Below are 12031 nucleotides of genomic sequence, written 5' to 3'. Positions count from 1 at the left end.
ATATGCTGATGAACAGAGACCTACAGGCAGTAAAGAATTTTGATTTTCTGGCGCGCAGCTTCGCGCATATGCAGGCTTCGGGGCAGCAGGTGAATCTCCAGGCCGTGACCGGCAACATGAGTCGCGAGCAAAAAATGTGGTTCTGCGAACGCTTCACCCACTATTGCGAAGAAGAATCCCGGGCCGCCGAGCTCGAACACTGAAATAACGGGCCAGGCGGCCCGTTCAGATTGCTGACAAAGAAGGAAAAAGCGTGGTTTTTCCTTCTTTGTGGTGAGCAGCCGAAAATCAATGAATTGATTTTCCAGTTTATTTTTCTGAAGACAGATTGCAGAATTTTATCCGCATGCGGTTTGTCATCAGTCTTAACGGGCCAGGCGGCCCGTTATTTGTTTTAGCCCTTCAAAACGTCTGTGTCATCCAGGCTCATCGTCAATTATCTGTTATCCGGCTGGGCGCGCACGTTGTTCAGCCCGGTGGTGTTGATCCGGTATGGCTGCCCGTTGCTGGATTTAATCAGTTTCTTGGTCCTGAGTTTTTTAAACACGTCCAGCGTGCAGTCGCTGAGCAGCAACCCTTCGCGGGAATAACATTCAACGGCGTTGACGCGGCCTGACCGGTCGCGGGTATGAACGATTCGTCCCCCTTTCGCTAAAACGTGAAGGGTACGCTGTTCCTGACGGGATAAATTCATGCTGAAAAACCTTTTCATCATCATGTGCAAAACGTGCCAACACAACGCGTGTGTTCGCATCCGGGTTAAGCGCAGTGATAATCAGTCCGGCCTGTGAAGGACGGGGCGCTGATTATCAGATGATGACATTCTCCAGCATCAAGCCTCTGAGTAAGTTTGGTAGAAATAACGGGCAGACAATAACACAGAAAATGACTGATGGAATAATTTGACCGTTATTCCACCGCTAATGGAATAAAATATTCGTGATTACGCGCACGGATATGGAATAAAATATTCCATACTATGCACAACAGAACACACATAACGGATGTCCCGATGAAAATTAACTTAACCCAACTGGTCACCGAAGGCCGCAATCCGGCCAGCGCGGAAATCGACACGCTGCCAACCTTAGAGATGCTTAAAGTTATCAATAACGAAGACAAGCAGGTGCCGCTGGCGGTGGAGGCAACGCTGCCGCAGGTCGCTCAGGTCGTCGATAAAGTGGTGGCTGCTTTCGCCCAGGGCGGCAGGCTGATCTATAGCGGCGCGGGGACGTCCGGTCGGCTGGGGATTCTGGATGCAAGTGAGTGCCCGCCAACATTCGGCACACCGCGTGAGCAGGTTGTCGGACTGATTGCCGGCGGGCATCCGGCCATTCTGCAGGCGGTAGAAAACGCCGAAGACAACCGTGAAATGGGCGAGCAGGATCTGCGTAACCTGAATTTCAGCGCGCGTGACGTGCTGGTGGGGATAGCCGCCAGCGGGCGCACGCCTTACGTGCTGGGGGCCATGGCCTATGCAAAAAGCGTGGGTGCCACCGTCGCCGCAATCTCCTGTAATCCGGGTAGCGAAATGAGCCTGGCGGCGGATATCGCCATCGAGCCCGTCGTCGGCCCGGAAATCGTCACCGGTTCTTCGCGCATGAAAGCCGGGACGGCGCAGAAGTTGATCCTGAATATGATCACTACCGGATCGATGATTCGCAGCGGCAAAGTTTACGGCAACCTGATGGTGGATGTGGAAGCCACCAACGCGAAGCTGATCCAGCGCCAGGTCAATATCGTGGTGGCGGCCACCGAGTGCAGCCCTGAGCAGGCCGAAGCCGCGCTTAGCGCCTGCCGGCGTCACTGCAAGACGGCGATCTTCATGCTGCTGAGCGGCCTGTCTGCCGAAGAGGCAAGCTGTCTGCTGGCGAAAAAACACGGCTTTATACGTGAAGCATTGCGGGGGTTAAACGGATAGCTATGGCGAAAATCACCGGTTCGATGATGGAAGACATCCTGCGCCTGACGGGCGGCAGCGGCAATATCCTTGTCTGTGGCAACTGCATGACGCGCCTCAGGCTGACGCTCAAAAACAGAGATCTCGTTCAGCACGACGACCTGAAGAAAATTCCCGGCGTGATGGGGGTAGTCAACGGCGACGACCAGCTGCAAATTATTCTCGGCCCTGGCAAAGCGCAAACCGCCAGCGAGCTGATGAATAGCTTGTTAAAGCAGGGGGGCCAAAGCGAGCCGGAGAAGGGCGACAGCGCGGATTTGGCCGCGCTCGCCAGCCAGAACAAACAGCAGATGAAGGCGAAGCAGAACAGCGCGGTGCATAACTTCCTCACCAAGTTTGCCACTATCTTCACGCCGCTTATCCCGGGCTTTATTGCCGCCGGGCTGCTGCTGGGGATTGCCACACTGCTACAGCAAACCCTGGTCGTCGAAGGCACAACGCCTGCGGCCTGGCTGACCCAGCTTATCGCCTATCTGAAGGTGTTCAGCGTCGGGCTGTTTACCTTCCTGAGCATTCTGATTGGCTTCAACACCCAAAAGGCCTTCGGGGGCACTGGCGTAAACGGGGCGATCATCGCCTCGCTGTTTATTCTGCGCTACGTGCCGGAAGGCAAAGTGGGCTATTACGCCGGGATGGATACCTTCTTTGGGCTGGCTATCGACCCGCGCGGCAACATTATTGGCGTGCTGCTGGCCTGTATGCTGGGGGCGTGGATCGAACGTCAGGTTCGGCGGATGATCCCGGACAATCTGGATATGATCCTCACCTCGACGATCACCTTATTGATAACCGGGGCAATCACTTTCGTGGCGATCATGCCCATTGGCGGCGAGCTGTTCAAAGGCATGTCGTGGCTGTTTATGCATCTGAACGGTAACCCGTTCGGCACGGCAATTCTGGCCGGGCTGTTCCTGATTGCCGTGGTGTTTGGTATCCACCAGGGTTTTGTACCGGTCTACTTCGCGCTGATGGATGCCCAGGGCTTTAACTCACTGTTTCCGATTCTGGCAATGGCCGGCGCGGGGCAGGTGGGCGCGGCGCTGGCCCTGTTTGCCCGCTCGCCAAAAAATTCTGCCCTGCGCACGCAAATCAAAGGCGCGATTATTCCCGGCCTGCTCGGCATTGGCGAGCCGCTGATTTACGGCGTGACGCTGCCGCGCCTTAAGCCGTTTATCACCGCCTGTATCGGCGGCGGCGTCGGCGGGTTCTTCATCGGGCTGGTGGCCTGGATGGGGCTGCCCGTCGGACTGAATACGGTGTTTGGGCCGTCAGGTTTAGTCTCGATTCCGTTGATGACTTCCCACCAGGGGATCTTCGCCGGGATGGCGGTGTACGTTGCCGGGATTGTTATCGCCTATATCGCCGGGTTTATCATGACCTGGTGCTTTGGCAGTAAGAACGTTGATTTGAGCTGAGTTCACTGCGCTTTTGCGGCCTGGCGCAGCGCGCGCGGCGTTATCTGGAAGCGCTTCTGAAAGCGAGCGGTAAAGCGAGAAGGGCAAAGATAGCCGTTCTCTCTTGCCACTTCGCTTATTGGCGTGTGCGTTGTCTGGATGGCGGCGAGGGCGTTGTTCAGCCTCACGTCATCCAGCAGGTTCTGGAAGCTTTCGCCTTCGGCGGCAAGGTGGCGGCGCAGCGTTGAGGTGGACATAAACAGCTGACGCGCCATTTCCGGGGCCGTCCAGCGTGCGCCGGGGTTCGCCAGCAAAAGGTTCTGGCAGCGGCTAACCAGCGAATCCTGTGGATGAGAGAGAAAAAGATCGCTGATATTGTTCTTCCCCAGCGTCAGCAAAATCGCCATCGCCAGATGCTCTAACACCTGGCCCGGCAGTTTCTTCAGCAGGGCACTTTTTAACTGTTCCCAGCAGAAAACCAGTTCCTCATTCTGCCGTATACAAAAACCACGCTTGCTCTCTTCTTGCGGCTCCAGAGGATAAAACTGCCGGAAGCGCTGAATTAATCCCGGCGGCAGATAGAGCATTTCTGCCAGATAAAAACCGCCCTCAGGGTAATTGGCAATGCCAAATTCATGGCCGGAGGGAAACAGGATTATCTGGCTGTTATTGGCCATATCGCTTTGCTCACCCCAACTCACCGCTTTTTTACCCTGACGAATACGGCACAAGGCAGGCATCAGCAGTTTAACCCGATGAAGAGCGTGGGCCTGATACATGCGAATTTCCTGTATCGCCACGCGCGACTCTGCTTCTGCCTGCATGATAACTCCTTACTTGATACCGTAGACCGGAACCACTTCTGCCGTGGCTATCTTGTTGGCGGTCAGCATGTAGCCGACCAGCGCGCCGCTGGCGTTGCCGTCAATCGGCAGCTGATCGGTTTTCAATGCCCAGACTTTAAAGTGGTAATGATGCGGGAGATCGCCCTTCGGGGGGCATGCGCCACCAAAGCCGGCATAGCCATAATCGTTTCTGCCCTGTACGGCGCCCGCCGGGAGTTTCGTGCCGTCTTTATTTCCCGCGTCGGCGGCAAGGGCGGTCACGGAGACTGGAATATTCACTACCGTCCAGTGCCACCAGCCGCTGCCGGTGGGGGCATCCGGGTCGTAGGCGGTTACGGCAAAACTTTTGGTGCCTTTAGGCGCGCCTGACCAGCTCAGTTCGGGTGACTGATTCCCCCCTGAGCAGCCAAAGCCTTCGAATACCTGCGCTTTTGCAAACGATGCCCCGGTTTTGATCTCGCTACTTTTTACCTGAAACCCGGCGGCCTCGGCGGATAACGACAAAAATGCCAGGGCGGCGACCGCGATATGCTTTTTCATAACGACCTCTTGCTTGTGGGAATAATGCTTATTTTATGGAAGCCGCGAAAGGAATTTCGTGCAGAACGGCGCGCCAATCGTGCCAAAAAGGTCAGAAAGGGTTTAATTGCCGCCGGGAAAGAAACGTTTTTAATCATTTGTTTCCCGCACAGTAAGGCCGGCGTTTTATTTATTGCCGTTCGCTGGCTATCGATTCCCACTTTTTTTCTAAGGACGGAAAGGCATTAGCGATAATTTTTTATTCTTTTATGGAATCGTTGCCGTTGGAAATACTGCTTTCTCCCCCGAGACAGGAGCAGAATCATGGCAGCAAAACGACACTCACTCTGGCTGGTTGCACTGGCCCTTATTGCGGCTCAGGCCCACGCGGTGGATGTCACCGTGGCGTACCAAACCTCCGCCGAACCCGCCAAAGTTGCGCAAGCCGATGACGCTTTTGCCAAAGACAGCGGAGCGAAAGTGGAATGGCGTAAGTTCGACAGCGGTGCGAGCGTGGTGCGGGCCCTGGCATCGGGCGATGTGCAAATCGGCAATATCGGCTCCAGCCCGCTGGCCGTTGCCGCTAGCCAGAACGTTCCCATTGAAGTCTTCCTGCTGGCCTCGCAGCTCGGTAACTCCGAAGCGCTGGTGGTCAAAAAAGGGATTAAAACGCCGCAGGATTTAATCGGCAAACGTATCGCCGTGCCGTTTATTTCGACCACCCACTACAGCCTGCTGGCTTCCCTCAAGCATTGGGGTATCAAGCCGGATCAGGTTCAAATCCTTAACCTTCAGCCGCCGGCGATCATTGCCGCCTGGCAGCGCGGGGATATCGACGCCGCCTATGTCTGGGCTCCGGCTGTGAATGAGCTGGAAAAAGACGGCAACGTACTCACGGACTCGGCGCAGGTCGGCCAATGGGGCTCCCCAACGCTCGATGTTTGGGTGGTGCGTAAAGACTTTGCCGAAAAACACCCTGAAGTGGTCACCGCTTTTGCCCGCAGCGCCGTTGCGGCTCAGAAAGGCTACCTCGACAACCCGGATGGCTGGCTCAAGCAGCCGGACAACCTGGGCAAGCTTTCACGCCTGAGCGGCGTGCCGGCAAGCGACGTGCCGGGGCTGGTGAAGGGCAATACCTATCTGACGGCGAAGCAGCAGGTTGAGCAGCTTAGCGGCCCGGTGAATAAAGCCATCGTGGACACCGCCCACTTCCTGAAAGAGCAGGGCAAAGTACCGGCGGTAGCAACCGACTATAGCCAGTTTGTGACCGACCGCTTCGTGAAGCCGCTGGCGCAGTAAACAGGAGACACGGCGATGCTACAGGTTTCGCATCTCAGCGCGGAGTACGGTGGAAAACCCGTACTCGACGACATTAATCTGACGGTGGACGAGGGCGAATTGCTGGTGGTGCTCGGCCCTTCCGGCTGCGGTAAGACCACGCTGCTTAACCTGATCGCCGGTTTCGTCCCTTATCGTTCCGGCAGTATTACGCTGCAGGGCAAAACGGTTAAAGGGCCCGGCGCCGAGCGTGGGGTTGTTTTTCAGAACGAAGGGCTGCTGCCCTGGCGCTCGGTGCTGCATAACGTAGCCTTCGGGCTACAGCTTGCCGGGCAGGCTAAGCCCGAGCGCGAAGAGATTGCGCTCGACATGCTGCGTAAGGTTGGGCTGGAAGATAAGGCGAAAAACGCCATCTGGCAGCTTTCCGGCGGGCAGCGACAGCGGGTAGGCATTGCCCGGGCGCTGGCGACGAAGCCCCAGCTTTTGCTGCTGGATGAACCCTTTGGCGCGCTGGATGCTTTTACCCGCGAGCAGATGCAAACCTTGCTATTGAAGCTCTGGCACGAGAGCCGCCGTCAGGTGCTGCTGATCACCCACGACATTGAAGAAGCGGTCTTTCTGGCGACGGAGCTGGTCTTGCTGTCGCCGGGCCCTGGCCGCGTGCTGGAACGGCTACCGCTTGATTTTGGCCGCCGTTTTGCCGCCGGGGAGCCGTGCCGCAGCATCAAATCCGATCCGGAATTTATCGCCAAACGTGAATACGTGCTGAGCCGCGTGTTTGATCGCCGGGAGGGCTTCTTATGAGCGTAGTCATTCAGGATAAACCCTCGCGTCGCAAATTAGCGTGGCGCTGGCCGTTTTCACGTCAGCTCACCCTGAGCGCAACCACGCTGGTCGGGCTGGTACTGCTTTGGTGGTGGGTGGCGGCGCAGCACTGGATAAGCCCGCTGTTTCTGCCGCCGCCGGGGCAGGTGCTGGCGAAGCTAATCACCATTGCCGGGCCGCAGGGTTTTATGGACGCCACCCTGTGGCAACATCTGGCTGCGAGCCTGGGGCGCATTCTTACCGCGCTCGCCGCTGCGGTACTGATTGGTATTCCGGTGGGCATTGCGATGGGGCTGAGTCCCACCGTGCGCGGCATTCTTGATCCGCTGATCGAGCTGTACCGCCCGGTGCCGCCGCTGGCCTATTTGCCGCTGATGGTGATTTGGTTCGGCATCGGGGAAACATCCAAAATCCTGCTGATTTATCTCGCGATTTTTGCCCCGGTGGCCATGTCCACCATGGCGGGCGTGCGCAGCGCGAAGCAGGTACGCATTCGTGCCGCTCAGGCACTCGGTGCCTCTCGCTGGCAGGTTATCTGGCATGTGATTTTGCCGGGGGCGCTGCCGGAGATTCTGACCGGGTTCCGCATTGGGCTGGGCGTGGGTTGGTCCACGCTGGTGGCCGCAGAGCTTATCGCCGCCACGCGCGGCCTGGGCTTTATGGTGCAGTCCGCCGGTGAGTTTCTGGCTACCGACGTGGTGCTGGCAGGGATCGGCGTCATTGCCGTCATCGCATTTTGTTTAGAACTGGGGCTGCGGGCGCTACAGCGCCGCCTGACCCCGTGGCATGGAGAAGGGCAATGAGTGAAAAAGTGAACATTAAGCCGTTGGGGCCGTACATCGGGGCGCAGGTTGACGGCGTGGATTTAACGCGCGGCCTGAGCGACAACCAGTTCGAGCAGATTTACCACGCGCTGATCCGCCACCAGGTGCTGTTCTTCCGTGAACAGGAAATCACGCCGGCACAGCAGCGCGCGCTGGCTCTGCGGTTCGGTGACCTGCATATTCACCCGGTTTACCCCCATGCCGAAGGTGTGGCAGAGATCATCGTGCTGGATACCCACAACGATAATCCACCGGATAACGACAACTGGCACACCGACGTGACCTTTATTGAAACACCGCCTGCCGGGGCGATTCTGGCGGCGAAGCAGCTCCCGGAAACCGGCGGAGATACGCTGTGGACCAGCGGGATCGCCGCTTATGAGGCGCTGTCCGAACCGTTTAAAAAACTGTTATCCGGGCTGGAGGCCGAGCACGATTTCCGTAAATCGTTCCAGGAGTACAAGTACGCCCACAACGAAGTGGAGCATCAGCGCTGGCGCGAAGCCGTGGCGAAGAACCCGCCTCTGCGCCATCCGGTGATTCGGACGCATCCGGTCAGCGGCAGGCAGGCGCTGTTCGTCAACGAAGGCTTTACCACCCGCATTGTTAACCTGACGGAAAAAGAGAGCGAGACGCTGCTGGGCTTCCTGTTTGCCCACATCACCAAACCGGAGTTCCAGGTGCGCTGGCGCTGGCAGCAAAACGATATTGCTATCTGGGACAACCGCGTGACGCAGCACTACGCCAATGCCGATTATCTTCCGGCCCGCCGCATCATGCACCGCGCGACAATCCTCGGGGATAAGCCTTTCTGGCGCGGTTAGGCGTGCGAAGGTGTGATTGATATTTGTTCTTTTGGTGGTTGTTATAACCACCAAATTTCACTTCATGGATGAAGTAATGACTAAATGCTGTGCCAACAAGTCCCGTTTTCAGGAGAGAGGAACGTATGAGATATCCTGTGTATTTGCATCAGGCCGAAAGTGGAAGCTGGTCTGGATTTGTGCCGGATATTGAAGGCTGTTATTTCGCCGGAGACACAATCGATGAGGCTATCGATGATGCTCATGGTGCCATTAATACTTATCTGGAATATCAGAGCGAGAAAGGGAAAACGGTGCCCGTAGCCCTGACCATAAATGATCATAAAAATGATGAGAGTTGCCAGGGAGGCGTTTGGGGATTTGTTGATATTGATATTACCAGGTACGAAGGTAAATCGGTAAAACTGAATATCACGCTGCCACAATCCTTGCTGGCGAGAATAGATAGCTATGTCAGCGGTAATGCGGAGTACGCCAGCCGAAGCGGTTTTTTAGCTGAACTGGCTCGTCGTGAATTAACGAAGCGCCTGTAAACTTCTCATCATAAGGCCCGTCCACATGGCGCGGGCCTTATGATTCTGTCACGTTAAGCCCGAACCTTCACCGCGACCAGAAGGGCCGTGAGCAGCATCAGGCTGCCGGAGAGAATGAGCGGTGCCAGCAGGCCGAGGTTATCCAGCGCCAGGCCGCCGACGGCGGCGCCGCAGGTGTTGGCCAACTGAATCACGGCCACCTGAATCGACCCGGCTTTTTCCGCCTGATCCGCGAGGGAACGGGTGATCCACGTTGACCAGCCGACCGGCACCAGCGCAAAGGCCAGCCCCCAGATAATGGCAATCACCGATGCCACGGCTTTGTTCGTCCCCCACAGCACCAGAACGGCTGCGCTGATGGCGAGAATCAGCGGCGCAAAGGCCAGCGCTAGCTTTAACGACCGTTTGAGGATCGGGGCGGAAAGGGAGGTGCCGACGAAGCTGGCGATACCAAAGCTCAGCAGCACCAGCGTCAGGCCATCAACGTCAAAACCCGACAGGGTCATATAAACCGGGCGAATATAGGTAAAGAACGAGAACTGCCCGGCAAAGGCCATGAAGATAGCCAGCATACCCGCCAGCACGCCCGGACGTTTGAGCAGGCCAAACATGTTTTGCTTCTGGTGCGCCGCTTCACCCGGCAGGGAAGGCAGCGCTTTCCAGACCCAAATAATACAGGCGACACCCATCAGGGCGGCGGCATTAAAGACGTTGCGCCAGCCGATGATCCCCCCGAGGAAGCTGCCCAGTGGGGCCGCAATTACTAACGCAATTGATACGGCCCCGAAGATAACGGACAGCGCCTTAGGCACCGTGCGCGCAGGAACAAGGCGCATGGTCAGCGAGGCTGACATGGCCCAGAAACCGCCCAGCGCGAGCCCAAGGCAGGCTCGACCAAGTAGCAACAGAGAGAAATTACCCGCGAACGAAACCAGCAGGCAGGAGGCGGTGAGCAGGACGGCAAAAAGCAGCACCACGCGGCGGCGATCGGTCGAGCCAATCAGGTTGGTGATAAACAGGCTGGCAAACATCGCCACAAAAGCCGTGACCGTGACCGACTGCCCGGCAAGGCCTTCAGAGATATTCAGTTCCTGCGCCATCGGGGTCAACAGGCTAACCGGCAAAAACTCAACGGTTATCAGGCAGGCCACGCAAAACGCGATGGCAAAGACTGCCGACCAGTTGGGGCGGGTTATCGAGGTCGCCGGAATGGCGTGGGGAACGGTTTCATTCATCCTGAAGTCCTGGGTCAATGTTCGGGGGCAAGCCCTCCAGTGTATCACCGCTTGCGCAACGACTTTAACGTTTTGGCAACTTCACTCAGTATTGCGCATTAGGTGTTCAAAATTCGCCTTCCTTGTTTAAACAAAAAACAAACAAATTTAACAAAAAATGAACAATATTCTGGTGCTCAGATAACCATATAACCCCCTAAATAAACGAGCCTTTTATCCCTTTACGCCCGTTTTCCCGAAAGGTTGCCCTGGCTATTTCTTAGGCCTCATTAAGACGGCGCTTATATAACATAAAGAATTGGCATCTATTACTTAATTAAAATTTGGCTTAATTTAGCCACACTTCGTAAGCCATCACGAATATATGAAGATTTCATCTTGAATTATTAAAGATAACTTTATTCGGCCATTAAATAATGTGTCGGGGAAGCGCTTGTCTTTAATTCTAATGAAACCACTGAGCATTCTAAGGAATTCCCACAGGATGTGGGGAATGCGTTATGCGGTCATTTAAGACCGATGATGATTCAAACGGAGTCATGAGGGATGCATGACGCCGATGTGCGTTTTATATATGAAGGAATACCCATGAAATTAAGCAAAATCGCCTCTTCTCTGATCGCAACCGTTGCTCTGGTCAGCAGCGCCGCTAACGCAGCAGATCCTGTAACCGTTAATGGCGGGACCGTACACTTCCAGGGCGAGCTGGTTAACGCCGCTTGCGCAGTGAGCACTCAGTCCGACGGCCAGATCGTTAAACTGGGCCAGTACCGTACCGCAGCTTTCACCAAAGTGGGCGATACCTCTTCCCAGATCCCATTCAACATCGTACTGACCGATTGCGATAGCACCGTTGCGGCCACCGCTTCTGTTGCTTTCACCGGTCAGACTGATGCGACCGACCCAACGCTGCTGGCGGTGAACTCCGGCGGTAACGCAACCACCGCAAAAGGCGTGGGTATCGAGATCCTGGATCGTACCTCTAAGACCCTGTCTCCGAACGGTTCTACCTTCTCTACCGCTCAGAATCTGAACGACGGCGAGAACACCATTCCGTTCACCGCTCGCTATAAAGCAACCGCTGCGACGGCAACTGCCGGTGCTGCGAACGCGGACGCGACTTTCGTAATGAAATACGAATAATCAGCCACGGCTGATTGCTCAGGGATGATTCAGCCTCAGGGACGAGGCTTGTCCGACGCGAGTCCAGAGAGGACGATGATGATAAGGAAAATCCTGCTCCTGGCTATCCTGGTAGCGGTGAATCCCGTTCAGGCAAAGCGCATTGTGGTTATCCACGGTGGGGAAGTGCATATGCAGGGTGAGCTGGTTAACGGCGCCTGCGCCGTCGCGCCTGAAAGTCAGGAAATGACGGTACAAATGGGCCAGTACCCGAGCAATGTTTTTAAAGATGTGGGTAGCTACGCCCCACCCAGCATTCCTTTTACCCTTCGGCTGACGGACTGTCGCCCGGAGGTTTACGACCATGTTGGTATCGCATTCCAGGGTTCCACCCCGGCAGAAGATCCCCAGGTCTTTCTGGCCACGTCCAGCGTAAGTGGCAATGACGCCAGCAGCGGCATTGGCCTGGCGTTATTCGACCAACAGCAGCAACTGATTATTCCCAATAGCGAACCGGCTTCCTATTCGCAGATAACCACGCAGGAGATGAATTTTCATTTTACTGCCCGTTATCGTTCGGTTTCTAAGCATATGTCGCCCGGAAATATTCGCTCCGACATTTGGTTCACGCTGGTTTATCCCTGAACCTCTGCTTCTCCATTCTGGCTATTT

Annotated in this window: 15 protein-coding genes; 11 read left to right on the top strand and 4 right to left on the bottom strand. The window is 56.0% G+C overall.

The features are described from left to right. Positions 1-8: 8 nt before the first annotated feature. On the top strand, positions 9-203 hold the full coding sequence (locus tag VW41_20600) for a glycogen synthesis protein GlgS (GenBank protein AJZ92036.1): 195 nt from the start codon (positions 9-11) through the stop codon (positions 201-203). Positions 204-436: 233 nt separating this feature from the next. On the opposite strand, the gene VW41_20595 is transcribed toward VW41_20600, so the two are convergent. Then, positions 437-694 carry a hypothetical protein gene (locus VW41_20595; protein ID AJZ92035.1) on the bottom strand — a complete coding sequence of 86 codons (258 nt, stop codon included), beginning with the start codon at positions 692-694 and terminating at the stop codon, positions 437-439. A 318-nt stretch (positions 695-1012) separates the two neighbouring features. Here VW41_20595 and murQ point away from each other — a divergent pair, with 318 nt between their 5' ends. Together murQ and murP are read left to right on the top strand one after the other, a co-directional pair. Further along, positions 1013-1921, top strand: coding sequence for an N-acetylmuramic acid-6-phosphate etherase (gene murQ / locus VW41_20590; GenBank protein ID AJZ91247.1), 909 nt, complete (start codon positions 1013-1015; stop codon positions 1919-1921). 2 nt (positions 1922-1923) lie between these two features. Beyond that, positions 1924-3375: a PTS system N-acetylmuramic acid transporter subunits IIBC gene (murP, locus tag VW41_20585; GenBank protein ID AJZ91246.1), complete on the top strand. Its 1452-nt coding sequence runs from the start codon at positions 1924-1926 to the stop codon at positions 3373-3375. A 2-nt stretch (positions 3376-3377) separates the two neighbouring features. On the opposite strand, the gene VW41_20580 is transcribed toward murP, so the two are convergent. Then, positions 3378-4178, bottom strand: a complete 801-nt coding sequence (locus VW41_20580; protein ID AJZ91245.1) for a transcriptional regulator — start codon at positions 4176-4178, stop codon at positions 3378-3380. A 9-nt stretch (positions 4179-4187) separates the two neighbouring features. Beyond that, on the bottom strand, positions 4188-4739 hold the full coding sequence (locus tag VW41_20575; protein ID AJZ91244.1) for a hypothetical protein: 552 nt from the start codon (positions 4737-4739) through the stop codon (positions 4188-4190). On the opposite strand from VW41_20575, the gene VW41_20570 reads away from it, so the two are divergent. The 6 genes from VW41_20570 to VW41_20545 all read left to right on the top strand — a co-directional run bounded on the left by VW41_20570 (position 4728) and on the right by VW41_20545 (position 9002). Continuing rightward, the gene (locus VW41_20570; protein ID AJZ91243.1) at positions 4728-4967 is read left to right on the top strand and encodes a hypothetical protein; all 240 of its coding nucleotides are present in this window, start codon (positions 4728-4730) and stop codon (positions 4965-4967) included. The two genes, VW41_20575 and VW41_20570, sit on opposite strands and share 12 nt — an antisense overlap. A gap of 75 nt (positions 4968-5042) precedes the next feature. Next, positions 5043-6017, top strand: a complete 975-nt coding sequence (tauA, locus tag VW41_20565) for a taurine ABC transporter substrate-binding protein (protein AJZ91242.1) — start codon at positions 5043-5045, stop codon at positions 6015-6017. Positions 6018-6032: 15 nt separating this feature from the next. Continuing rightward, positions 6033-6800, top strand: a complete 768-nt coding sequence (gene tauB, locus VW41_20560) for a taurine transporter ATP-binding subunit (GenBank protein ID AJZ91241.1) — start codon at positions 6033-6035, stop codon at positions 6798-6800. Then, positions 6797-7624 carry a taurine transporter subunit gene (locus VW41_20555; GenBank protein AJZ91240.1) on the top strand — a complete coding sequence of 276 codons (828 nt, stop codon included), beginning with the start codon at positions 6797-6799 and terminating at the stop codon, positions 7622-7624. The genes tauB and VW41_20555 overlap by 4 nt, the downstream gene beginning before the upstream one ends. After that, positions 7621-8469: a taurine dioxygenase gene (tauD, locus tag VW41_20550; protein ID AJZ91239.1), complete on the top strand. Its 849-nt coding sequence runs from the start codon at positions 7621-7623 to the stop codon at positions 8467-8469. Before VW41_20555 ends, tauD begins: the two co-directional genes overlap by 4 nt. A gap of 125 nt (positions 8470-8594) precedes the next feature. Next, positions 8595-9002, top strand: a complete 408-nt coding sequence (locus VW41_20545; GenBank protein ID AJZ91238.1) for a phage-like protein — start codon at positions 8595-8597, stop codon at positions 9000-9002. 53 nt (positions 9003-9055) lie between these two features. On the opposite strand, the gene nepI is transcribed toward VW41_20545, so the two are convergent. Further along, positions 9056-10237, bottom strand: coding sequence for a ribonucleoside transporter (nepI, locus tag VW41_20540; protein AJZ91237.1), 1182 nt, complete (start codon positions 10235-10237; stop codon positions 9056-9058). A gap of 588 nt (positions 10238-10825) precedes the next feature. On the opposite strand from nepI, the gene fimA reads away from it, so the two are divergent. Both fimA and VW41_20530 read left to right on the top strand, forming a co-directional pair. Further along, the gene (gene fimA, locus VW41_20535) at positions 10826-11380 is read left to right on the top strand and encodes a type-1 fimbrial protein subunit A (GenBank protein AJZ91236.1); all 555 of its coding nucleotides are present in this window, start codon (positions 10826-10828) and stop codon (positions 11378-11380) included. Positions 11381-11458: 78 nt separating this feature from the next. Continuing rightward, positions 11459-12004 carry a fimbrial protein FimI gene (locus VW41_20530; protein AJZ92034.1) on the top strand — a complete coding sequence of 182 codons (546 nt, stop codon included), beginning with the start codon at positions 11459-11461 and terminating at the stop codon, positions 12002-12004. Positions 12005-12031: the final 27 nt, after the last annotated feature.

Origin of the sequence: Klebsiella michiganensis (assembly GCA_000963575.1) — a bacterium.
In the GTDB taxonomy this organism is placed as follows: Bacteria; Pseudomonadota; Gammaproteobacteria; order Enterobacterales; family Enterobacteriaceae; genus Cedecea; species Cedecea michiganensis_A.
The sequence above is the reverse complement of the archived record's forward strand: the minus strand, read 5'-3'. Positions and strand labels throughout refer to the sequence as shown.